We start from the raw sequence: 21807 nt of genomic DNA on the forward strand, positions 1-21807 counted from the left end.
TAATCTAGAAAGTTGTACCAATATTGAAACTAAAGTTTTCTTGTAAGTCACCATCATATTTTTTGATGATTTTTGCCAAACTGAACGTTAATGGTCCCATCGGCGAAATCCATTGTAAAGATACACCAGCTGTTGCCCGAATCAAACTGGCATCTGAGTAATCGATCAGCTCCGGTTGATTCTGGTTGGTCACTAACTTTGTTAAACCGGCATAGCGGTTAATATCAAACTCAGTATCCCAGACATTACCGGCATCGACAAATATACTGGTACGCACTGAATTACGATAGTCGTCACTTAAAAACGGAGTTGGTGTAATCAGTTCCAGCGTTGCCACGGCTTTAGCATTACCGCCGATCGAACGTTGAGATACCTGATAACTGTCATTCTCCGGGCCGCTTGGGATGCCACCTGAACCATAATTAGGATCCGGCAAGCCAGGTACGGTTTGGGCATAACGGAAGATAGCGTGCGGGCCTATAATACGGCTCTCAAACCCGCGCATATTATCGCCGCCAGCATAGAAGTTTTCAGTAAAGGGTAAAGTATAGTCATAACCGTTTTTCGAGCCATAACCGTTACCATAACCTGTTTCCAGCTTGCTAAGGAATGACCAGGCATGATCGTTACTAAGCGGAATATAGTTACGCGCTTCAAACATCACTTTGTAGTAGGTCAGATCTGAGTTGGGCGTAGTGGCCCGTATTGTTGCTCCCAGATAAAGCCCTGCTGTCGGGAATAAACCGCGGTTTAGCGTACTTCTTACCCAACCGGCCGACAATTCATAGTTAGTAAACTGATAACCGCCGTCCGGGTTTTGCGCATCTAATAATACACCGCGGAAGTGGCGTAACTGATCATACTCATTAATCGAGTTAATCTTATTCACCACATAGTTGGCGCCAAAATTTAACCGGTTATATTCGTTAATCGGGTAACCGATACTAGCGCCGAAACCATAGCGCTGCTGGTTATAAGCCTCAAGGTTAGACGATGCACTGCTATAATCGGTATCAGAATAAAACACCTGGCCGCCCAGACTAACGCCGTCCAGTGTAAAATAAGGGTTAGTGTAGGTTGTGCTGATTGATTTCTGGTATTTATTGGTACTTAAGCTGATACCGGCACTATTACCGCTACCGAAGAAATTTTCCTGCTGTACGCCAATCTGAAACGACATCCCCATATAGTTACCATAAGAGATACCGGCATTAAAACTGCCTGATGGCTGCTCTTTAATGGTAAAACCAATATCGACCTGATCATCAACACCCGCTACCGGCGCAGTAGCAAAATCCACTGACGCAATATATGGCAAACGCTGAATACGTTGCTTGGACAATTCAAGTGCGTCATTGGATAACCAGGCGCCTTCCATCTGTCTCAGTTCACGGCGCAGTACTTCATCTTTAGTACTGCTGTTGCCTGACATATTAATACGACGTACATACACACGTTTACCAGGATCCACGCTGATGGTTAATTCAACTTCTTTGGTATCTTCGTTGATATTCGGAATGGTGCGGACTTTGGAATTAGCATAGCCAAAACGCGCCAGTAGTTTGGCAATACTTTCTTCGGTATAAGTTACCAGAGCGCCGTTATATAACTGGCCTTGTTTTAACGGCATGATCTGACGGATAAATTCATCCTGGCCGATTAAATCACCAACAAACTTCACCCCACTGATGGTGTATTTTTCACCCTCAGTGACATTCAGCGTTACATACACCGACTCTTTATCCGGGCTAACCGATACCTGTGAAGAATCAATATTGAAGCGCAGATAACCGCGGTCCAGATAGTAACTGTTAATCTTTTCTATATCGCCCTGCAGGGTTTGCTTTTGGTAACGGTCTGACGATAAAAAGCGCCACCAGGGTAGATCCTGCTTCGATTCAATATTGCTGAGTAGTTCTTCATCGGAGAACAGTTTATTCCCCACCACGTTGATCTGGCGGATAGAGGCTGCATCGCCTTCATCAAACTTAATCTTCAGGTTAACCCGGTTACGCGGTAAATAAGTGACTTCAATTTCAACGCTGGCCTGGTATTTACCTACACCGTGATAAAACTCTGTAAGACCATTCTCGATATTTTTCAGAATAGTTTTATCCAGCGGCTCACCGACTTCAATGCGGTTACCAGCCAGGCTCTCGTTCAGCTGATCTTCTTTGATGTCTTTATTGCCATCAAACTCTATGGCGTTAATGGTTGGCCGCTCGCGCAAACGATAAATTACCGTATTACCATCACGCAGCACCTGAATATCATCGAAGTGCCCAGCGCTGTATAGCGTGCGGATACTGCGTGACAAATTATACTCTGTCACGGTATCGCCAACGTTAAAAGGCAGATTATTCAACGCAGCGCCCAGCGCCACACGTTGCAAACCTTCAACTTGAATATCCTGAACCGTAAATGATTCTTCAGCGAGCACCGAGTTGCTTGCCGAAGCAAGAAACATCGCAGCTACTAATCGTTTAATTGTCATTATTTGAACTACTTATGATTAGTTATTTACAAACGAGAAATATCGTTGAGCAGCGCAATTCCCATCAACATTAGCAGGATCAGCGCTCCGAACCGGAAACCTGTTTCCTGCGTCTTTTCAGAGACAGGTTTGCCTCGTATTAGTTCCACCAACATATACATTAAGTGGCCACCATCCAGCACCGGCAATGGCAGCAAATTGATAACGCCTAAGTTAACACTTATCAGGGCTAAAAACGACAGAAATGCTACTAAACCGAGGCTTGCCGTTGTACCTGCGCCTTGTGCAATGGAGATAGGGCCGCTCAAATGTTTGACAGAAACATCGCCTGTCAGCAGCTTGCCAATCATCGATACACTCAGACGGATAAATTGCCAGGTATGGGCTGCACCAGCACCAAAAGCATCAATAACACCATATTGCCGGGTATAAAGCACACCTTCGGGCCAATCACTTACTTTAGGCGTAATACCCAACACACCTTGGGAAAAACCATCAGCTGTAATAAGCAATGTTGGCGTGACATCAATGCTAAGCACAGCGCCGCTGCGCTCAACCTCAACCGATAGCTGTTGCTCTGGTGCATTGCTGATTAACGCTTGTAGCTGCGTCCACTGCGTAATATCAGTGCCATCAATGCGGATAATTTTATCATTTACCTGCAGGCCAGCCTGCTCTGCTGCTGAATCTGGTGCTACCCGCGCAATTTCCGTCAGGGCCTGAGGCCGGGCTAAATTAAGCCCAAGGCTGTCAAATACGCTTTGTTTTTCCGGGTCGAACCGCCATTCAGCCGTGTTCAACGTTACTGAACGTCGCTGCTGCGTAACGATGTCCTGTAACCCCAGGGTAATACTGTGGCTGCCAATCTGCTCTACCAACAGCAAATTCACGCTACTGGCATCGGTGGCATTGTGCTGATTTACTGAAATAATTTGTTGTTGTGCCGTAATACCAGCCTGGGCTGCGATAGACTGCGGCGTAACACTGGCAACTACCGGGCGCATAGTTTGCACGCCAAGCATATACATCAGCCACAGAGCAAACACGGCGAAGATAAAGTTGGCAGCAGGGCCGGCGGCAATAATGGCCATGCGTTGCCATACGGTTTTATGGTTAAACGCCAGATCTTTAAACTGCGGCAGCACCGGATCAACCCGCTCATCCAGCATGCGTACATAACCACCCAACGGAATAGCCGCGATAACAAATTCCGTACCTTGCTTATCACGCCAACTCAGCAACGCTTTACCAAAACCTATGGAAAACCGCTTAACCAGTACACCATTTTTACGCGCAACCCAGAAATGGCCAAACTCATGTACAGTAATTAATACACCCAGCGCGACGATAAACGACAGCAAATTCCAAATCGCACCCGACATCAAGTTAGCTTCCTCAGTAGTGTCTGCGCATAATGGCGCGCTTCATTGTCCAGCGCCAATATATCATCGAGCGTACTGACACGAAAGTCAGCAAAATGTTCAAGGCCCTGCTCATTAACACGCGCTATATCGGTAAAACGAATTTTGTGCGCTAAAAAAGCCGCTACAGCCAGCTCATTTGTCGCATTAAGCGCCGTGGTGGCGCCCTGACCACAGCCACAGGCGGCAATAGCCAGATACAAATTCGGGTAGCGTGCTTTCTCAGGTTCGGTAAAAGTAAAATCACGCATCTGCTTAAAACTAAGCGGAGGCACCGGGCTGGCAATGCGCTTTGGAAACGCCAGCGCATGCGCAATTGGCGTGCGCATATCCGGCTGGCCTAATTGCGCCAGCACAGAGCCATCCGTGTACTGCACCATAGAATGAATAATACTTTGCGGATGAATAACCACGTCGATATCTGCCGCCTGGCAATTAAATAACCAGCGTGCTTCAATAAACTCCAGGCCTTTATTCATCATGGTGGCACTGTCGACGGAGATTTTATGCCCCATGCTCCAGTTTGGATGCGCCACGGCCTGTGCCGGGGTAATATTGTCAAATTCTGTTAAAGCAGTGGTCAGAAAAGGGCCGCCACTGCCGGTCAGTAATAATTTACTGATACCAAAATCAGCGATTTGCTGATCATGGGTATGCTGCTGTAATGGCGCCGGTAAGCACTGAAATATAGCATTGTGTTCACTGTCTATCGGCAATAAAGTCGCGCCATGGCGTTTTACTTTGCTGATAAACAACTCGCCGCTCATCACCAATGCTTCTTTGTTAGCAAGCAATACCGTTTTACCCTGCTCTACCGCCGCCAGTGTTGGCAACAGCCCGGCAGAGCCCACAATAGCCGCCATTACAATATCGGCGTCCGGGTGCGCCCCTAACTGGCATAAGGCGTCAATGCCGCTAAGCACTTCTGTGCGGCTACCAGCCAGTTTTAATTCTGTTGCCAGCTCACTGGCAGCCTTGCTGTCGAGCATAGCGGCATAACGTGGTTTTACCGCAAGACATTGCTGTAACAGCTTGTCGGTTTGGCTGGCAGCGGTAAGCGCCAACACCTGATAATCCTCTGGATGAGCTGCCAGCACCGACAGCGTGCTGATACCTATAGAGCCGGTTGAACCGAGGATCACCACATTACGCATTAATAAAAACCGCCGTAAATGGCCACAATAATGGCAAATAACGGTGCCGTGGCAGTTAAGCTGTCAATCCGGTCTAATATACCGCCGTGGCCCGGCAAAAACGCACCGCTGTCTTTTTTACCGGCAACACGCTTAAACATGCTTTCGGTTAAATCACCAAATACCGACAGAATTGTCAGTAAAAACGCAGCAATATACCAAATGCCTACCTGAGGCGGCCAGTCCTGCAGCTGTGCCACAACTGTCACCACTATGGCGACTAACGCCAAGCCGCCCAGCATACCTTCGATAGTTTTACCGGGGCTGACTTTAGGCAGCAACTTATGTTTACCAAAAGGTTTGCCAACAATATAGCCGCCAATATCTGCGGCCCATACCAGTAATAACAAGCAGCAAATCAGCCAGGCACCGGTAAAGGTTGAAGCGGCGTAGTCAGTAGAGCGGATAAACATGACCGCAGCCCAAGCCGGTATTAATGTCAGCCAGCCCATTAATGCTTTACCCCAATCGCTTTGAGCCCATAATTTCTGGCTACGCGGATAAGTAAGCACTAACACAATCGCCAGCAACCACCAGGCATTACCGGCAAGCAGTAAGCTGGTTAACAAGGTATTGGCCTCTACCGGCCAGTTAGTTTGTACCGGCAGTTGCCAGTATAGTAAGACCAGGATCAGCGCCGTTAAAGCCACATATACCCAACGCATAGCTTTAGTTGCCAAACCGCAAAAGCCGCTCCATTCCCAGGCACCCAGTAAAAATGCCGCAGAAATAAACAGCGCAAAACCAGCAAGCGGTAAATAAAATACCGCCATTAACGCCAGTGGCGCCAAAATTAGCGCAGTAATAACCCGTTGTTTAAACAATACCGTTATCCTTTACCCAACATCGCCAGCTGCCGGATTTGTTCGCCGGTACAGCCAAAACGACGCTCTCGGTTGACGAAGGCGGCTATCGCTTCTGAGAAAACCTGCTGATCAAAGTCTGGCCAGAGTGTTTCAGTAAACCAGAATTCAGCGTAAGCGGCCTGCCACAATAAAAAATTGCTGATGCGTAAATCACCACCAGTGCGAATAAGTAAATCCAGCTCTGGCTGTTCGTGCATCTGCACCTGCTGAGCAAATGTCTGCTCGTTAATCTGATCCACAGCAAGTGTACCTTGCTGTACTTGTGTTGCCAGCGCCCGGGCGGCATTTACCATATCCCAGCGCCCGCCATAATTGGCAGCAATATTCAGTGTCAGGGCGGTATTAGCTGCCGTTAACTGTTCAGCTTTATCAATGCTGGCTCTGAGCTTGTCGCTAAAGGCAGATAAATCTCCTACTATCTTCAGCCTGACATTATGCTTATGCAAGGTTTTAACCTCGCTTTGCAGCACCATCAGAAACAGCTGCATTAAGGTTGAGACTTCATCTTCCGGCCGGCGCCAGTTTTCACTGCTAAAAGCGAACAAGGTTAACGACTTAATACCCAGCTCACGACAAAAGCTCACGCTGCGTCGTACCGCTTCAACACCTTTTTTATGGCCCCACACCCGAGGCTTACCCTGACGCTGAGCCCAGCGACCATTGCCATCCATAATAATTGCCACATGCTGAGGTAAGCTGTGCGGTTTGAGCTGCGACTCTGCAGTCATACAGTGCGACCTGTCCTTAAACTTTATGATAACCAGTCTGCTGCTGATTTACTGAATTACGTTGTGACGAAAAAATCTGCCAAATAGAAAAAAGCGCCGTAATGCCCAAGCGTCACGACGCTGTAATGCTAACAGAAGGCTGAATCAGACTTCCATTAATTCCTTTTCTTTGTCGGCCAGTACTTCGTCAATTTTCTTGACGAAAAGGTCGGTAATTTTCTGAATTTCTTCAGCAGCACGGCGCTCATCATCTTCACTGATTTCTTTATCTTTTTGCAGTGTTTTTAAATCAGCGTTGGCATCACGGCGAATATTACGCACGGCAACACGGCCGTTTTCGGCCTCACCACGTACCAGCTTAACCAGGCTTTTACGGCGCTCTTCCGTTAAGGCCGGTAACGGCACACGAATAATAGTGCCGGCAGACATCGGGTTTAACCCTAAATCTGACGCCATAATGGCTTTTTCTACTGCAGCCGTCATGCTCTTGTCAAACACGGTAATAGCCAGAGTGCGGGCGTCATCGATAGATACGTTGGCTACCTGGCGCAGCGGTGTATCGGTGCCATAGTAAGATACAGAAATACCATCTAATAAGCTTGGGTGCGCGCGACCGGTGCGCACTTTGGTTAATTGTACTTTAAGCGCATCAACGCTTTTTTCCATCCGGACTTTGCTGTCTGTAATAATGTCGTTAATCACGATCGGTATCCTTTTTTATTCATGGCGTCTATTCAGCCCGCCTTACTCAGCGCTCTAGTTTACTGTAAATTTTCGGCGTGGTCGATGACTGTGCCTTCCGGCTCGCCCATAATTACCCGCTTTAATGCGCCTGCGGTGTTCATATTAAACACGCGGATTTGCAGATTATGATCCCGAGCCAGCGTAAAGGCAGCTAAATCCATCACTTTAAGCTCTTTATCCAGCACTTCATTATAAGTCAACTGGCTGTACAGCGTGGCAGTAGGGTCTTTTACCGGATCGGCCGAAAACACGCCATCAACTTTGGTAGCTTTTAATACGGCGTCGGCTTCAATCTCAATGCCGCGTAAACAGGCAGCAGAATCAGTGGTGAAAAACGGGTTACCGGTACCGGCAGAAAAAATTACTACCCGGCCTGATTTTAATAAACTGATGGCCTCAGCCCAGCTGTAATTATCGCAAACACCGTTTAATGGAATGGCGCTCATCATGCGGGCATTTACGTAGGCACGGTGCAACGCATCACGCATTGCCAGGCCATTCATTACCGTAGCCAGCATACCCATATGGTCGCCCACTACGCGGTTCATACCGGCTTTAGCCAGGCCTTCGCCACGGAAGATATTACCACCGCCAATCACAATGCCTACCTGCACGCCCAGTTCAACCAGTTCTTTGATTTCCTGCGCCATCCGGTCCAGTACTTTGGGATCAATACCAAAGCCCTCATCGCCCATCAGTGCTTCGCCACTGAGTTTTAATAAGATCCTGCGGTAAGTTGGTTTTGGATTCGTGCTCATGAGATCCCCATAGTGCGTGGTTAATTAGGATTATTGCGGGTAAAAAAAACCGCGGCCAGGTTGTTAGACCTGAAGCCGCGGTTATTCTAGCGGGTTTTGCCAGTTTGCAGAAGAATAAATTACTTCTTGGCCGCCGCGATTTGGGCTGCAACTTCAGCTGCGAAGTCTTCTTCTTTCTTCTCGATACCTTCGCCCACTTCTAAGCGAATGAAAGAAACAGCTTTAGCACTGTTTTGCTTCAGGAAATCGCCAACAGAAACTGATGGGTCTTTCACGAATGGCTGACCAGTTAAGCTCACTTCACCAGTGAACTTACTCATACGACCGGCAACCATTTTCTCAGCAATTTCTTTTGGCTTGCCAGAGTTTACTGCGATATCGATCTGAATAACGCGCTCACGCTCAACAACATCAGCTGGTACATCTTCTGGTGTTAAGAAGCCTGGGTTGTTAGCCGCAACGTGCATCGCTACGTCTTTGGCGATATCTTCGTTACCACCTTCCAGCACGGCTAATACACCGATACGGCCAGAGTGCACGTAAGAACCAATCACAGCGCCTTCAACTACCGCAGCGCGGCGTACGTTGATGTTTTCACCAATTTTAGCAACTAAAGTTGCACGGGTGTCTTCAACTGAAGTGCCGTTTAAATCAGCGGCTAAAATCGCTTCAGCAGTGAACAGCTTGTTAGCGTGGGCTAAATCAGCAACGGCATTAGCAAACGCCAGGAAGCTGGCATCACGGGCTACGAAGTCAGTTTCACAGTTAAACTCGATAGCTAAACCGTAACCGTTAGCTACGCGGGTTAAAATAGTACCTTCAGCGGCAATACGGCCTGCTTTCTTGGCAGCTTTGGCCAGACCACTTTTACGCATTGCATCGATTGCTGCTTCGATATCGCCAGCAGTTTCTTCCAATGCTTTTTTACAATCCATCATGCCAGCGCCAGTGCGCTCGCGAAGTTCTTTTACTAAAGCGGCAGTTACAGCCATGGGAGCTTCCTCGTAATAATTCGGGTTGGACAAACAGGGGCCGTGGCCCCTGTCGCAATTTTGCACTGTGTTAGCGCAAGTTTAACCTGCGCTAATGACAGAGAAATTACTCTGCTTCAACAACGAAGGCTTCGGCTTCAGCCTGTACTTCGATGTTTTTGTCACGACCTTCCAGGATAGCCTGACCTACAGCAGCCAGATATAACTGGATAGCGCGGATCGCGTCATCGTTACCTGGTACTACAAAGTCAACGCCTTTTGGATCAGAGTTGGTATCAACGATAGATACAACCGGAATACCCAGGTTGTTAGCTTCTTTGATCGCGATGTGTTCATGGTCAGCGTCGATCACGAACAGCACGTCTGGCAAGCCGCCCATGTCTTTAATACCGCCTAAGCTCTTTTCCAGCTTTTCCATTTCACGGGTACGGTCTAAAGCTTCTTTCTTGGTCAGCTTGTCGAAAGTACCGTCCTGGCTTTGCGCTTCCAGATCTTTTAAACGCTTGATTGACTGACGAACAGTTTTCCAGTTAGTCAGCATACCACCTAACCAGCGGTGGTTTACGTAGAACTGATCAACTTTGCTTGCCGCTTCTTTGATTGCTTCAGAAGCCGCACGCTTAGTACCAACGAACAGGATTTTGCCCTTTTTCGCTGCTACTTGCTGAATGAATGCCAGTGCATCGTTCATCATAGGAACAGTTTGTTCCAGGTTGATGATATGTACTTTGTTACGCGCACCGAAAATGAATGGCTTCATTTTTGGATTCCAGTAACGGGTTTGGTGACCGAAGTGCACGCCCGCCTGGAGCATGTCGCGCATAGAAACTTTTGCCATGATTTATTTTCCTGTATAAGGGGTTAAGCCTCCATGTATCCCATATGCCGACTCTGGTCTGGCTGTTGTTCAGCGCAAAGCAAAGCACCCCGGAATATGTGTCGATACATGTGTGTTTTGTTTAAATTCCGCCTATCAGCCCGGCTTTATCTCTATCTAAGAACAAAAGGTTCTGCAATAAAAGATAAAGCGATTTGCTAATTTGCGGCGCGCTTTATACCATAGGCACCTTACAAACACAATCAAATGTGTATTTTTGCAGCAGTACAACGGGCAACTTTGCCCTTTGGTACCAAAGAGAGAACAGGCATGACAGCAACCATCAAAACCCCGGCCGAAATTGAAAAAATGCGTGTCGCTGGCCGCCTTGCCGCCGACGTGCTGGAAATGATTGAGCCTTATGTAAAAGCCGGTGTCACTACCGATGAGCTGAATACCATCTGCCACAACTACATCGTTAACGAGCAGCAGGCCGTACCGGCGCCGCTGAACTACCATGGTTTTCCCAAATCTATCTGTACCTCAGTTAATCAGGTGATTTGCCACGGCATACCAGCGGACAAAAAACTTAAAGATGGCGATATTATTAATATCGACATTACGGTAATTAAAGATGGCTACCACGGCGATACGTCAAAAATGTTTGTCGTTGGTAAAGCCAGCATCATGGCCGAGCGCTTGATCCGCGTAACGCAGGAATGTATGTACCTGGGTTTAAAAAAAGTAAAAGACGGTGTGCGTTTGGGCGACATCGGCCATGTTATTCAGCAACACGCTGAAAAACACAGTTACTCAGTGGTGCGCGAATACTGCGGCCACGGCATAGGTGCGGTATTTCACGAAGACCCGCAGGTGTTACATTACGGCAAACCCGGCACCGGTGAAGTATTAAAAAGCGGTATGTGTTTAACCATAGAGCCGATGATTAACGCCGGCGCCCGCCACAGCAAATTATTGGCCGACGGTTGGACAGTAGTCACTAAAGATCGTAGTTTATCCGCCCAGTTTGAACATACTATTTTAGTCACCGATACCGGCTGTGAAATTTTAACGCTGCGCAGTGACGATACGATAGAGCGCATTCTGACCGCCGAATAAGCCCGCTATAATGGAGTAAGCGACATGACCCAGACCGTAACCTTTAGCAAAGCGCTGCCTGACAGTTACAGTCTGGAGAGCTACAAAAAACATTTCGCTGACTTTCACGACTGGCTCGGCCGCAGCTTTTCGCAGCATCCGGTCAATGCGCTGGTAAAAGCCCGCGCCCGTTTTATTGACGAGGTTCTGGTACAGCTGTGGCATAAGTACGAGCTGCATAAAAGCAAAGATTTAAGCCTGATTGCTGTGGGCGGCTATGGTCGCGGCGAACTGCATCCCAGCTCTGATATCGACTTACTGATCCTGGCCGATGGCCGGTTATCCGCGGCGCAACAAGAGGCCATCGCCCAGTTTATTACCACACTGTGGGATTTACGCCTTGAAGTTGGCCACAGTGTACGCACGGTAAAAGAATCAATAAAACTGGGTAAAGACGATATCACCATCGCCACTAACCTGCTGGAAATGCGTTTGTTAACCGGCAATAAGCCGTTGTTTGAACAGCTGCAGTTTGAAGTCAGTAAAGACAGTTTCTGGACCAGTCAGGCATTTTTTCAGGCCAAACGCCACGAGCAACAACAGCGCCATGCGCAGTATCACGGCACGGCCTACAACCTTGAGCCGAACTTAAAAGCTAATCCGGGCGGCCTGCGCGATATTCAAACCATCGGCTGGGTCGCCAAACGCCATTTTCAAACCCGCACCATGCGCGAGCTGGTGGCCTATCAATACCTGACTGAAGATGAATATCAGGAACTGATGGAGTGTGAAGCCTATTTGTGGCAAATGCGTTTTGCGCTGCATATGGAAGCCGGGCGCAACGAAAACCGTATTTTATTTGATTATCAACCGGCGGTGGCAGAACGGCTGGGCTTTGGCGCCGATGGCAAAGCCTCGGTGGAACGGATGATGAAGCGGTTTTTCCGCACCGTGCAACGGGTTAGCGAGCTGAACGAAATGCTGCTGCAGCACTTTGACGGCAGCATTTTAAACCACAAAGAAAAAGTTAAAACGCTGATCCTGGATGACTACTTTGAGCTGCAGGGCCATTTGATCGTGGCCCGCGACAACGCAGTGTTTGCAAGGCGCGATAACCTGCTGCGGCTGTTCTGGCATATTGCCAATAATTCCAATATTACCGGTGTGCATTCTTCTACCATGCGGTTGATACGCCAGGTGCGGCGGCGTTTAATGGGCGATTTACAGGACTATGAAGCCTGCCGCCAGCTGTTTTTAGCTATTATCCGCCATCCGCGTGGCATGGATAAAGCCATTACCTTAATGCATCGCTACGGCGTATTGGCAGCTTATTTGCCGCAGTGGCGTAATATTGTCGGCCAGATGCAGTTTGATTTATTTCACGCCTACACTGTGGATGAGCATACGCACCGCCTGCTGAAAAACCTGTATAAATACACGCTAAGCGAACATGAAAGCGAGTTTCCGCTCTGTAGCGATATTGTCAGAAAAATGGAAAAACCGGAATTGCTGTATTTAGCCGGTATTTTCCATGATATTGCCAAAGGCCGCGGTGGTGATCACTCTGAGCTTGGCGCTATGGACGTGCGCGAGTTTGCCAAGCTGCATAAGCTTAGCGAGTTTGACAGTAAACTGATTGCCTGGCTGGTCGAGCATCACCTGCTGATGTCAGTTACTGCGCAGCGCCGCGATATTCACGACCCGGCAGTAGTGGCCGAATTTGCCGAAAAAGTACGCGACGAAACCCGGCTGAATTATCTGTACTGCCTGACGCTGGCCGATATCCGCGCCACTAACGATAATTTATGGAATGACTGGAAAGGCTCCTTACTACGTGAGCTGTTTTTGGCCACGCAAAAAGCCTTTCGCCGCGGGCTGGAAAAGCCGATGGACCTGCGCGATTTAATCCGCGAAAACCAAAGCGAAGCCATGCCGCTGCTACTGAAGCAAACCTTTAGCGAAAGCGAAATTTTGCAGTTATGGAGCCGGATCAAAGCCGATTATTTTGCCCGCTACAGCGCACGGCAAATTGCCTGGCACTGCGAACATATTTTGCGGCATAAAAACCCGGACGAACCGCTGGTGCTGATCAGTAAAGCTCCCATCCGTGGCGGTACTCAGGTATTTATTTACACTAAAGATCAGCCCAAGTTATTCGCCCGTTTAGTGGCTGCGCTGGACAGCAAAAAAGTGAATATTTTCGATGCCCAGATCATGACCAACAAAGACGGTTATGCCATGGACACCTTTGTTATTCTGGAGCAAAACGGCGAGGCGGTTAATTCGCCATCACGCCAGCAAAGTATTAAACGGGCGTTAGAGCTGTATATTCAGGACAAACCGGATTTATCGCGGCAAAAAACCAAGTTATCGCGCCAGATGCGCCAATTTAATGTGCCGCCCAAAGTGGTATTTTTACCCGGCAATACCAGTAAACGCACTATGATTGAATTAGCAGCACTGGACACCCCCGGCTTGCTGGCTAATATCGGTGAAGTATTTCAGCGCTGCGATGTCAATATTCATGCAGCTAAAATCACCACTATCGGCGAGCGGGCCGAAGACTTTTTTATGATTTCAAATAGCGACGATCAAGCCCTGAGCAGTGAGCAACAAAGCGCGCTGAAACGGGCCCTGATCGAGCAACTTTCACAGCAAACAGAAGGCTAACAAAGACAATGTCAGAGTTAAAAAGCATTATCGAACAAGCATTTGAACAACGCGCCGATATCACACCGGCTAACGTCAGTGCTGACGTAAAACACGCCGTTGACAGCGTGATCAGTATGCTGGACAACGGTAGCGCCCGGGTGGCAGAAAAAATTGCCGGTGAATGGGTGGTGCATCAGTGGCTGAAAAAAGCCGTATTGCTGTCGTTTCGTATCAACGACAACCAGGTAATGGACGGCGCCGAAAACCGCTTTTTTGATAAAGTAGCAATGAAATACGCCAGCTACACTGATGAGCAATTCCGTGCAGATGGTGTGCGCGTAGTACCACCGGCGGCGGTGCGCCGTGGTAGTTATGTGGCAAAAAACGTGGTATTGATGCCCTCTTATGTGAATATCGGCGCCTATGTCGGTGAAGGTACTATGGTAGATACCTGGGCGACCGTGGGCAGCTGTGCACAAATTGGTAAAAACGTGCATTTATCCGGCGGCGTCGGTATTGGTGGCGTGTTAGAGCCGTTGCAGGCTAACCCGACCATTATTGAAGATAACTGCTTTATCGGCGCCCGCTCTGAAGTGGTAGAAGGCGTGATTGTTGAAGAAGGTGCAGTGCTGTCAATGGGTGTGTATATCAGCCAGAGCACGCGCATTTATGATCGTGAAACCGGCGAAATCAGCTATGGCCGCGTACCTGCAGGCGCCGTAGTCGTGCCAGGCTCAATTCCGTCGAAAGATGGCAGCCACAGCTTATATGCCGCTATTATTGTGAAAAAAGTCGATGCACAAACCCGCGCCAAAGTAGGCATTAACGCCCTGCTGCGCAGCATAGAATAACTTACAGTTACAAAAGCAAAACGGCAGGTTGTTCCTGCCGTTTTTTTATTAGGCTACCACCGCTTTAGCCGATAAACAGCAACACCGCAAAACTGACTAAACCCACAGCAGCAAACATGCTGTATTCAAGGCGTTTTTCAAATTGCTTCTCTGAGCCTTCTGCCGCAGGTACCAACAAGGCCGAAATAAGACAGGTTAACCCTGCCAGTAAACACAGTGTGGTTACCCCAAATACCAATGCAGAACCTAACATCGCCATATATCACCCTTAGTTGCTGTTAAAACCGGTTAAACCGCGCCGCGGCAAAAAAACTGCGCGCATTCTAGCATAAAAACCCTGCTGACACGCCAGCTCTGTGTTACAGCGTTATATTCTGTTACCAAAAAACCTGAGCTAATACAGCAGAATTCACGCCTGACACCTTATACTGCCAGCATAGCTGTTGCCGCTATTTTAGCTGAGGTTTTAATGTACTACTTTTTTCGTGGTTTAACTTTGATCCATACCAAAGGTTTGAAGCGTTTTGTACTGATCCCACTGCTGATTAATCTGGTGCTGTTCTCTTTAGCGTTTTATGTTTTATTGCAGCAAGTCAGTGCTATGGTGGCCGCTGTGCAACAGTACCTGCCTGATTGGCTGCACTGGCTGGAATATTTATTAATCCCGCTCGGTGTAATGTCGCTGGTAATAGGCCTGGCATACAGCTTTACCATGGTGGCCAACTTTATCGCCGCGCCTTTTAATGGCCTGTTAAGCGAAAAAGTAGAAGCGCATTTATCTGGCCGGACAATACCTGACACTGGAATGGCTGGTTTTATTAAAGATATACCGCGTATGCTGGCACGCGAATGGCAAAAGTTTATTTACGCCCTGCCACGTGCAATAGTATTGTTTGTGCTGTTTTTATTTTTGCCTCTTATTGGCCCGATCTTATGGTTTTTATTTACCAGCTGGTTACTGGCGATACAGTATGCCGATTACCCGTTTGATAACCACAAAATAGACTTTCGTACCATGCGCACGCAATTACGCAGCCAGCCCGGCAACAGCTTTGCCTTTGGTATTACAGTAAATATCGCCTGCATGATCCCACTGTTTAATCTGTTTGTGATGCCAATAGCAGTATGCGGTGCCACGGCCATGTGGGTAGATAAACTGGCAGCACAAAATGACCCGGCGCTAAAAGCACCGGGCACTAAAGCTTATAACAAGCTGGATAAATATTGTTAGCTTTATAGATAAACCACACCGTAAGCCAATGTAAAGTGATAATCTCAGCTTCCAGCGTTTTGTTAGCGTAATTACCACGAACAGTTTGCCGGTTAGCTGCGGGGACCCAATTTGTACATCCATGAAAAATGGCAGCGGATTCTCCGAAATATCACCCTGTCAAGTGCTGAACTGCAGAGTTTAATTTGATACTTGATCTCAACATCTACGAAAAATATTGACAAAAAAAACCTTTAAAAATACAGTTATATTTCATTAAATAACATTTAAATCAACAAGGAAATATAAAGGTGAAATCATTTAGTCTATTTTTAGTTACATTATTATTCTCAGCTTCTGCATTTTCACTACCGATGAAATGTACATGCACCTCAGGAAGTATGGTAGTTGAGGTTTCTGGAGGCACCACTAAGATGAGCTGTTCAGGTGGCGGACGAGTTAGCTGCAAGATTGGGTAATATTAATCGAGGGCTTGATTTAAAAGCCCTTTTCCAAGCAGAGCAAGTTATGAAAACAATTACTTACATAATGCTAGCAATATTTATGGTAGCTGCAACCCTACTTTTCTATATCTTCGATCGCAATGTTGAGATAGTAAACAGGCCCTCAGAGCAACAGGCAGCTTCAAAGAATAGCGAAACTACTGGAAGCGATGTCGTTCCGGCTTTACAATTTGTTACGCCACATGATAATGATTTTACCTCCTTATCTGCAACCCCACAGACTCCTGAGCAACTAGCCAGTTCAGATCCTGAAACGATAGCACACAGTAAAGCAATAGCATTTTTCAACAGCCCGGCATTTAAGTCTGCTGAAACCGTAAACGCAGCTTATCTGAATTACGAGGGTATTGTATCAAGAGATGCACTGGAAATGTCATTTTCCAATAATGACTTTAACCAGCTAGTAAATGCAATTAAAAACGCAGACAAAAATTCAGCGAGCTTCGAGTTGGAAGCAACGTTAGAGCAACATTTGCTGCGCACATTAAGCAGCAAAGTTTTTGATGAAAGCTATTCTTGTGCTGGAAGCGTTTGCGCCTTGACTTTTAAAGCAATGCAGCCCGAGCAAAACGTTGAATCAGTTAAAGACTTCACAACAAGTTATACATTTACCAACATTAGCCAAGACGACACCGGCGTCTATATTTATAAAGCCATTTTTATTCAGACAACTGATCCCAGCAATTTACAAATACAATAAAACACTGGAAGAACTTAATTAGCATTAGCGTCATTAAGTTCTTCAGCTTCTGCCACACCTTACTTTTCGCTTTTGAGTGCAAATTGCTGTTTAAGCCACGGCAGAGCTATGCTTTCCGGCTCCAGCGTTTCGCCGGCATCGATGCGTAGCATCGGCGCCAGCTCCGTGCCCTGAATTTCCAGTAACAGCTCGCGGAACTTCTCGCCAGCAGCACAAAAGGTGTCGTAGCTACTGTCTCCCAGCGCTATGACAGCAAACTTTTTGCCGGTTAACAGCGGGAAACGGTTTTGTACATCAAGGAAAAACGGAAACACATTGTCAGGTATATCCCCCTGACCGGTGGTGGAGCTTACCACCAGCCAGATATCGGCATTAAAGCTCAACACGTCATCCAGTTTAGCTTCATCATACAGCGCTACCTCATGCCCCAGGCCGGTTAATAACGGTAGAGCCTCTTCAGCAACATATTGGGCGGCGCCATATACGGTACCGACGATCAGGGCTATTTTTGCCATTTTTCCTCCATAAAAAGCTCAGCAAATTGTTGCTGATAATAAGCGTCATCTACCGGCCAGCCAAATTGGCTAAACAACGGTTCAAGCTCGTTCAGACCAGCGTTAAACTGCAAAGTTTCCGCGGTGACCGGGTGCGGTAACTGCAGCTGCTTGGCAATTAACAGCAAGCGGCGGCAATTAAAATGCTGTTTAAACAGCGCATTATGCTTACCATCACCATGGCTGGTGTCACCGACTATCGGATAGCGTAAATGCGCCAGATGACGGCGCAGCTGGTGTTTACGCCCGGTTAAGGGTCGCAGCGCCACTAACGAGTAACGCGCCGCCGGGTATTTACTTACCGGTATTGACAGTTCTACCTGCTGTAACGGCTGATAACGGGTAACGGCCTGCTGCGGCGCTTTATCATCACGGCTGAATTTGTCGGCAATTTTATCCAGTTCTTCTTTGAGCGGATAATCCAGCTCACCACCCTGCGGTAAAAAACCGCGCACCACGGCCAGATAATACTTACGCCACAGCTGTTTTTCCTGCTGCGCCCCTAACAGGCGCGCAACCTCGCTGGATAAGGCAAACACCAACACGCCGGACGTTGGCCGGTCTAACCGGTGCACCGGAAACACATGCCGGTCAATCTGATCGCGCAGCGTTTGCATAACAAACACCGTTTCATGCTTATCAAGAAATGAGCGGTGCACCAGCATACCACTGGGTTTATCTATCGCTACTATATGCTCGTCCTGATACAGAATGCGCAGGGGCGCATTAAGCACAAAAGGTTCGGCTGCACTCATTTCTCACCTGACAAGGTGCTATCTATACGTGCAATAATACTTAGTAATGGCGCCACACGTACGCCATGTGCTTTAAATGCCTCGGTTGCAACCGGCAGCACACTGATTTTGTTCGGTAAAGCTAACCTGGCATCCAGCAATGCCTGCATCCGTGGCAAAAAGATAAATTGTAACCACTGTTCAAGCGCCATAGTGTCGTAACAAAACGGCACTGTGCTTGCCATGGCCGCAGGTTGCGGCGGTATTGTGCTCCAAAGCTGTTGCTGTTTCAGCTCTGTTTCCAGTTCAACAAGCAGGGTTTTAACCACGTCTGACATAACTACCTCGTAATAAGCGGCACAGTTTAACATAAGCTAAAGCTGCAACCAGCCCTTGTAAAAAGCGTTGTTAATCAGCATTATCTGCCAATAGTTTTGGGAGTTATCTATGGGTCCAGTATTACTACTGTTGATAATCAGCAGTATCTGTTATGCCTTCTGGCTGCAACGTAAACAAGATGAGCGCGCAGTGGTTGTGGCGCGCCAGCTTTGTCAGCAGCAGCAACTGCAAATGCTTGACTGTGGCCGCAGTGGTCATAGTTTTCGTAAGATCAATGGCCGTTTACGCTTTATTACCTCATATCAGGTAGATTTCAGCGGTGACGGCGAAAGCCGCTATCAGGCTGAATTGTTACTGAGCGGCATGCGGCTGGCAGAATTTAACCTGCCGGCCTACCGGATTAACTAGGCCGACTTAACCGGCAGCTTATGTTTGAGCTGGCCGGTTAAAAAATCTTTTAACATCACCCAGTCGGCCGCCAGGCTGTAAAACGGGTATTGGAAGGTGGCCGGTTTATTGTGTTCAAAGGCAAAATGGCCAACCCAGGCAAAACCATAGCCAATAACCGGCAATAACCATAACCAGGCCCATTGCTGCGTAATTAACGCATATAACAGCACAGCAATCACTAAAGTGCTACCTGTGTAATGCAGCGCACGGCACACCGGGTTTTGGTGTTCGCTTAAATAATACGGGTAAAACTCTGCGAAACTGCTGAATTTATTCATCGGCGTTCTCCCCTGCTAAATCAGCCGGCCAGCTGTTGCCGCGGCCGGAACATCAGGGTACCACTTACTGTATTAAACGCCAGTTCACTTACCGGCTGATATTTATCATCGGCAAAAAAAGCCTGGTATTTTTCCAGCGTAACAAAGACACCAATGCCGGCAGAGTGTTGATCTTTATCCACTATCGAATCCACCGCATGAATAAGATAATGCCCTAACCCTAAGTGTTGCTGCTTGGGTGCGACAGCAATAAATGCCAACATATGGTAACGCTCAGCCGGCATGGCAGCATGAATTTTTTGCTCTTTTTCCAGCAACTGTTTGGTGGAAACGTAGCCTGCTGTCAGCAACATTTTCAGCCGCCAGTGCCACAACCGGCTGGCACCGATGCCCGAGTCAGGCGTGATAACACAGGCCACCCCCAGCAACTGCTCAGCAGAAAACAAACCAATTATTGGCTGCTTTGCCTGCCAGAAGGTATTTAACTCTTCGCGGATAGCGGCGCGCAGCCTTTGTTCATAATCTGTTTTATCGGCGCGAAAAATTTCCATAAACAGCGGATCATCATGATAAGACTGATACAGCAACGATGCTGCCAGTTTTAATTCATCTGCACTAAGTAAAATTGCTTTTAGCCGGTCCAGCTCTACCGTATTCAGTTCAGCCAACATACATACCCCGTCTGTTATTGTTGTTTTTTTATCCACAATAGCAGTAAGGTCTAACATTGCCAAGCTACAGTAAACAGCAAAAGCAGTATTAACGTCTATGCTTTATTACCACTAAGCAAAGGAGCTAACTATGGAAGCAGAACAGCATCGCATGAGTACTTTATTCGCTCAGCTTGGTTTGCCCAATGATGAGCAGTCCATCACAAAATTTGTGCAACAACATACATTGGCGCCCAAGACACCGATCTGGGAAGCACCGTTCTGGAATAGCGCACAAGCCAGGTTTTTGCACGAGTCGTTACACCAAAATGCAGAGTGGTGTGAAATTATTGATGAGCTAAATATACTGCTGCACAGCCCAGCTTGAGTACATGGCTTATACTTGGATAAAACAAAGCCACCTCGCGGTGGCTTTGTTTTATATGACAGTCAGTAATTACTGACCTTTAATTTCACTGCGGCCTTTATACGGCGCTTTGCTACCCAGCTCTTGCTCAATACGCAGTAACTGGTTGTACTTAGATACCCGATCCGAGCGGCTCAGCGAGCCGGTTTTGATTTGGCCAGCAGCGGTACCTACGGCTAAATCGGCAATAAAAGCATCTTCGGTTTCGCCACTGCGGTGTGAAATAACGGCAGTGAAGCCAGCGTCTTTGGCCATTTTAATCGCTGCCAGAGTTTCGGTTAACGAACCAATCTGGTTAAACTTGATCAGGATAGAGTTACCAATGCCCTGCTCAATACCACGGGTTAAAATTTTGGTATTGGTAACAAATAAATCATCACCTACCAGCTGCACTTTGCTGCCGATTTTATTGGTTAAGTCTTTCCAGCCATCCCAGTCGCTCTCATCCAGACCATCTTCGATGGACAGGATAGGATAACGTTGGCTTAAGCCGGCTAAATAGTCGTTAAAGCCGTAAGAATCAAAGCTCTTATTCTCGCCGCTTAGTACGTACTTGCCGTCTTTGTAAAACTCAGAGGCGGCACAGTCCAGCGCTAAGGTGATGTCTTTACCCATCTGGTAGCCAGCAGCTTTTACTGCTTCAACAATAACCGACAGCGCTTCTTCGTTTGATTTTAAATCCGGCGCAAAACCGCCTTCATCACCCACTGCCGTATTTAAGCCGCGCTTTTGCAGCTCTTTTTTCAGGCTGTGGAAAACCTCGGCGCCCATGCGCAGTGCTTCAGCAAAGGTTTTGGCGCCCACCGGCTGTACCATAAACTCCTGAATATCCACGTTGTTATCAGCGTGCTCGCCACCGTTGATAATATTCATCATCGGCAGCGGCATGCTGTATACACCAGAGGTGCCGTTTAAATCGGCAATATGCTGGTACAACGGGATTTTTTTATCCGCAGCGGCCGCGCGGGCTACCGCTAATGACACCGCCAGAATAGCATTGGCGCCCAGCTTGCTTTTGGTTTCAGTGCCATCTAAATCGATCATAATCTGGTCGATCTCGGCCTGGTTATAAGCATTTTTGCCTTTTAACGCCGCCTGAATGGCGCCGTCAATATTGGCTACGGCTTTAGTCACGCCTTTACCCAGGTAACGGCTTTTATCGCCGTCGCGCAATTCTAACGCTTCGCGTGAACCGGTAGAGGCACCAGACGGGGCGCAACCACGGCCCATAGCGCCGCTGGCTAAGTACACATCAGCTTCTACTGTTGGGTTGCCGCGTGAATCCATAATTTCGCGGGCGATAATTTTTACGATCTCAGACATGCTT

At 47.7% G+C, this 21807-nt stretch carries 23 protein-coding genes; 7 read left to right on the forward strand and 16 right to left on the reverse strand.

The features are described 5' to 3' along the window. Positions 1-4: 4 nt before the first annotated feature. From bamA to rpsB, 9 genes are all read right to left on the reverse strand, one after another. Positions 5-2494 (reverse strand): outer membrane protein assembly factor BamA, encoded by a 2490-nt coding sequence (gene bamA, locus BLW68_RS10550; RefSeq protein ID WP_092793084.1) that lies wholly within the window; start codon positions 2492-2494, stop codon positions 5-7. 26 nt (positions 2495-2520) lie between these two features. Further along, positions 2521-3876 (reverse strand): sigma E protease regulator RseP, encoded by a 1356-nt coding sequence (gene rseP, locus BLW68_RS10555; RefSeq protein ID WP_092793086.1) that lies wholly within the window; start codon positions 3874-3876, stop codon positions 2521-2523. Next, complete coding sequence (gene ispC, locus BLW68_RS10560; RefSeq protein ID WP_092793089.1) at positions 3876-5069, reverse strand: 1-deoxy-D-xylulose-5-phosphate reductoisomerase; 1194 nt, start codon at positions 5067-5069, stop codon at positions 3876-3878. Before ispC ends, rseP begins: the two co-directional genes overlap by 1 nt. Continuing rightward, positions 5069-5932, reverse strand: a complete 864-nt coding sequence (locus tag BLW68_RS10565; RefSeq protein WP_092793091.1) for a phosphatidate cytidylyltransferase — start codon at positions 5930-5932, stop codon at positions 5069-5071. The genes ispC and BLW68_RS10565 overlap by 1 nt, the downstream gene beginning before the upstream one ends. A 5-nt stretch (positions 5933-5937) precedes the next feature. Continuing rightward, complete coding sequence (gene uppS, locus BLW68_RS10570; RefSeq protein ID WP_092793092.1) at positions 5938-6702, reverse strand: polyprenyl diphosphate synthase; 765 nt, start codon at positions 6700-6702, stop codon at positions 5938-5940. A gap of 144 nt (positions 6703-6846) precedes the next feature. After that, positions 6847-7404, reverse strand: a complete 558-nt coding sequence (gene frr / locus BLW68_RS10575; protein WP_068232381.1) for a ribosome recycling factor — start codon at positions 7402-7404, stop codon at positions 6847-6849. Positions 7405-7463: 59 nt separating this feature from the next. Then, a complete protein-coding gene (pyrH, locus tag BLW68_RS10580) occupies positions 7464-8204 on the reverse strand; it encodes a UMP kinase (RefSeq protein ID WP_068232385.1) in 741 nt (246 codons plus the stop codon). A gap of 119 nt (positions 8205-8323) precedes the next feature. Continuing rightward, complete coding sequence (gene tsf / locus BLW68_RS10585; protein WP_092793093.1) at positions 8324-9196, reverse strand: translation elongation factor Ts; 873 nt, start codon at positions 9194-9196, stop codon at positions 8324-8326. 106 nt (positions 9197-9302) lie between these two features. Further along, positions 9303-10034 (reverse strand): 30S ribosomal protein S2, encoded by a 732-nt coding sequence (rpsB, locus tag BLW68_RS10590; RefSeq protein WP_068232391.1) that lies wholly within the window; start codon positions 10032-10034, stop codon positions 9303-9305. A gap of 309 nt (positions 10035-10343) precedes the next feature. Here rpsB and map point away from each other — a divergent pair, with 309 nt between their 5' ends. Genes map through dapD form a run of 3 tightly spaced genes read left to right on the forward strand, consistent with a single transcriptional unit; the run spans position 10344 to position 14614 of the window. Next, positions 10344-11132: a type I methionyl aminopeptidase gene (map, locus tag BLW68_RS10595; RefSeq protein ID WP_092793333.1), complete on the forward strand. Its 789-nt coding sequence runs from the start codon at positions 10344-10346 to the stop codon at positions 11130-11132. 24 nt (positions 11133-11156) lie between these two features. Beyond that, positions 11157-13781 (forward strand): bifunctional uridylyltransferase/uridylyl-removing protein GlnD, encoded by a 2625-nt coding sequence (gene glnD / locus BLW68_RS10600; RefSeq protein WP_092793094.1) that lies wholly within the window; start codon positions 11157-11159, stop codon positions 13779-13781. An 8-nt stretch (positions 13782-13789) separates the two neighbouring features. Then, positions 13790-14614 carry a 2,3,4,5-tetrahydropyridine-2,6-dicarboxylate N-succinyltransferase gene (gene dapD, locus BLW68_RS10605; RefSeq protein WP_092793095.1) on the forward strand — a complete coding sequence of 275 codons (825 nt, stop codon included), beginning with the start codon at positions 13790-13792 and terminating at the stop codon, positions 14612-14614. A 64-nt stretch (positions 14615-14678) separates the two neighbouring features. Here dapD and BLW68_RS10610 read toward each other — a convergent pair whose 3' ends face one another. Beyond that, positions 14679-14873 carry a hypothetical protein gene (locus BLW68_RS10610; protein ID WP_092793096.1) on the reverse strand — a complete coding sequence of 65 codons (195 nt, stop codon included), beginning with the start codon at positions 14871-14873 and terminating at the stop codon, positions 14679-14681. A gap of 210 nt (positions 14874-15083) precedes the next feature. Between BLW68_RS10610 and cysZ the strand changes: the two genes are divergently transcribed. Further along, the gene (cysZ, locus tag BLW68_RS10615) at positions 15084-15845 is read left to right on the forward strand and encodes a sulfate transporter CysZ (protein ID WP_092793097.1); all 762 of its coding nucleotides are present in this window, start codon (positions 15084-15086) and stop codon (positions 15843-15845) included. A gap of 426 nt (positions 15846-16271) precedes the next feature. Next, on the forward strand, positions 16272-17048 hold the full coding sequence (locus tag BLW68_RS10620; protein ID WP_143039946.1) for a hypothetical protein: 777 nt from the start codon (positions 16272-16274) through the stop codon (positions 17046-17048). 59 nt (positions 17049-17107) lie between these two features. Here the strand turns inward: BLW68_RS10620 and BLW68_RS10625 are convergent, their stop codons facing one another. Genes BLW68_RS10625 through BLW68_RS10635 form a run of 3 tightly spaced genes read right to left on the reverse strand, consistent with a single transcriptional unit; the run spans position 17108 to position 18674 of the window. Next, complete coding sequence (locus BLW68_RS10625; RefSeq protein WP_092793099.1) at positions 17108-17563, reverse strand: flavodoxin; 456 nt, start codon at positions 17561-17563, stop codon at positions 17108-17110. Continuing rightward, positions 17551-18357, reverse strand: a complete 807-nt coding sequence (gene truC / locus BLW68_RS10630; RefSeq protein WP_092793100.1) for a tRNA pseudouridine(65) synthase TruC — start codon at positions 18355-18357, stop codon at positions 17551-17553. Before truC ends, BLW68_RS10625 begins: the two co-directional genes overlap by 13 nt. Beyond that, positions 18354-18674, reverse strand: a complete 321-nt coding sequence (locus tag BLW68_RS10635) for a YqcC family protein (protein ID WP_092793335.1) — start codon at positions 18672-18674, stop codon at positions 18354-18356. The genes truC and BLW68_RS10635 overlap by 4 nt, the downstream gene beginning before the upstream one ends. A gap of 109 nt (positions 18675-18783) precedes the next feature. On the opposite strand from BLW68_RS10635, the gene BLW68_RS10640 reads away from it, so the two are divergent. Further along, positions 18784-19083: a DUF3301 domain-containing protein gene (locus tag BLW68_RS10640; protein ID WP_092793101.1), complete on the forward strand. Its 300-nt coding sequence runs from the start codon at positions 18784-18786 to the stop codon at positions 19081-19083. On the opposite strand, the gene BLW68_RS10645 is transcribed toward BLW68_RS10640, so the two are convergent. Next, on the reverse strand, positions 19080-19403 hold the full coding sequence (locus BLW68_RS10645; RefSeq protein ID WP_092793102.1) for an Mpo1-like protein: 324 nt from the start codon (positions 19401-19403) through the stop codon (positions 19080-19082). The two genes, BLW68_RS10640 and BLW68_RS10645, sit on opposite strands and share 4 nt — an antisense overlap. Before the next feature lie 20 nt (positions 19404-19423). Beyond that, positions 19424-20074 carry a GNAT family N-acetyltransferase gene (locus BLW68_RS10650; RefSeq protein WP_092793103.1) on the reverse strand — a complete coding sequence of 217 codons (651 nt, stop codon included), beginning with the start codon at positions 20072-20074 and terminating at the stop codon, positions 19424-19426. Between the two features lie 130 nt (positions 20075-20204). Between BLW68_RS10650 and BLW68_RS10655 the strand changes: the two genes are divergently transcribed. Beyond that, positions 20205-20441 carry a DUF2789 domain-containing protein gene (locus BLW68_RS10655; RefSeq protein ID WP_092793104.1) on the forward strand — a complete coding sequence of 79 codons (237 nt, stop codon included), beginning with the start codon at positions 20205-20207 and terminating at the stop codon, positions 20439-20441. Between the two features lie 69 nt (positions 20442-20510). Here BLW68_RS10655 and eno read toward each other — a convergent pair whose 3' ends face one another. Beyond that, positions 20511-21803 (reverse strand): phosphopyruvate hydratase, encoded by a 1293-nt coding sequence (gene eno / locus BLW68_RS10660; protein WP_092793105.1) that lies wholly within the window; start codon positions 21801-21803, stop codon positions 20511-20513. Between the last annotated feature and the right edge of the window lie 4 nt (positions 21804-21807).

It is taken from the genome of Rheinheimera pacifica (assembly GCF_900108485.1).
Lineage (GTDB): Bacteria > Pseudomonadota > Gammaproteobacteria > Enterobacterales > Alteromonadaceae > Alishewanella > Alishewanella pacifica.

Bases quoted from the DNA above. Each gene is read 5' to 3' on its own strand.
- rpsB (WP_068232391.1), bottom strand. From the start codon at position 10,034: ATGGCAAAAGTTTCTATGCGCGACATGCTCCAGGCGGGCGTGCACTTC.
- tsf (WP_092793093.1), bottom strand. From the start codon at position 9,196: ATGGCTGTAACTGCCGCTTTAGTAAAAGAACTTCGCGAGCGCACTGGC.
- BLW68_RS10655 (WP_092793104.1), top strand. From the start codon at position 20,205: ATGGAAGCAGAACAGCATCGCATGAGTACTTTATTCGCTCAGCTTGGT.
- glnD (WP_092793094.1), top strand. From the start codon at position 11,157: ATGACCCAGACCGTAACCTTTAGCAAAGCGCTGCCTGACAGTTACAGT.
- cysZ (WP_092793097.1), top strand. From the start codon at position 15,084: ATGTACTACTTTTTTCGTGGTTTAACTTTGATCCATACCAAAGGTTTG.
- BLW68_RS10635 (WP_092793335.1), bottom strand. From the start codon at position 18,674: ATGTCAGACGTGGTTAAAACCCTGCTTGTTGAACTGGAAACAGAGCTG.
- map (WP_092793333.1), top strand. From the start codon at position 10,344: ATGACAGCAACCATCAAAACCCCGGCCGAAATTGAAAAAATGCGTGTC.
- bamA (WP_092793084.1), bottom strand. From the start codon at position 2,494: ATGACAATTAAACGATTAGTAGCTGCGATGTTTCTTGCTTCGGCAAGC.
- pyrH (WP_068232385.1), bottom strand. From the start codon at position 8,204: ATGAGCACGAATCCAAAACCAACTTACCGCAGGATCTTATTAAAACTC.
- BLW68_RS10645 (WP_092793102.1), bottom strand. From the start codon at position 19,403: ATGAATAAATTCAGCAGTTTCGCAGAGTTTTACCCGTATTATTTAAGC.
- uppS (WP_092793092.1), bottom strand. From the start codon at position 6,702: ATGACTGCAGAGTCGCAGCTCAAACCGCACAGCTTACCTCAGCATGTG.
- BLW68_RS10610 (WP_092793096.1), bottom strand. From the start codon at position 14,873: ATGGCGATGTTAGGTTCTGCATTGGTATTTGGGGTAACCACACTGTGT.
- rseP (WP_092793086.1), bottom strand. From the start codon at position 3,876: ATGTCGGGTGCGATTTGGAATTTGCTGTCGTTTATCGTCGCGCTGGGT.
- truC (WP_092793100.1), bottom strand. From the start codon at position 18,357: ATGAGTGCAGCCGAACCTTTTGTGCTTAATGCGCCCCTGCGCATTCTG.
- eno (WP_092793105.1), bottom strand. From the start codon at position 21,803: ATGTCTGAGATCGTAAAAATTATCGCCCGCGAAATTATGGATTCACGC.
- ispC (WP_092793089.1), bottom strand. From the start codon at position 5,069: ATGCGTAATGTGGTGATCCTCGGTTCAACCGGCTCTATAGGTATCAGC.
- BLW68_RS10640 (WP_092793101.1), top strand. From the start codon at position 18,784: ATGGGTCCAGTATTACTACTGTTGATAATCAGCAGTATCTGTTATGCC.
- BLW68_RS10650 (WP_092793103.1), bottom strand. From the start codon at position 20,074: ATGTTGGCTGAACTGAATACGGTAGAGCTGGACCGGCTAAAAGCAATT.
- dapD (WP_092793095.1), top strand. From the start codon at position 13,790: ATGTCAGAGTTAAAAAGCATTATCGAACAAGCATTTGAACAACGCGCC.
- BLW68_RS10625 (WP_092793099.1), bottom strand. From the start codon at position 17,563: ATGGCAAAAATAGCCCTGATCGTCGGTACCGTATATGGCGCCGCCCAA.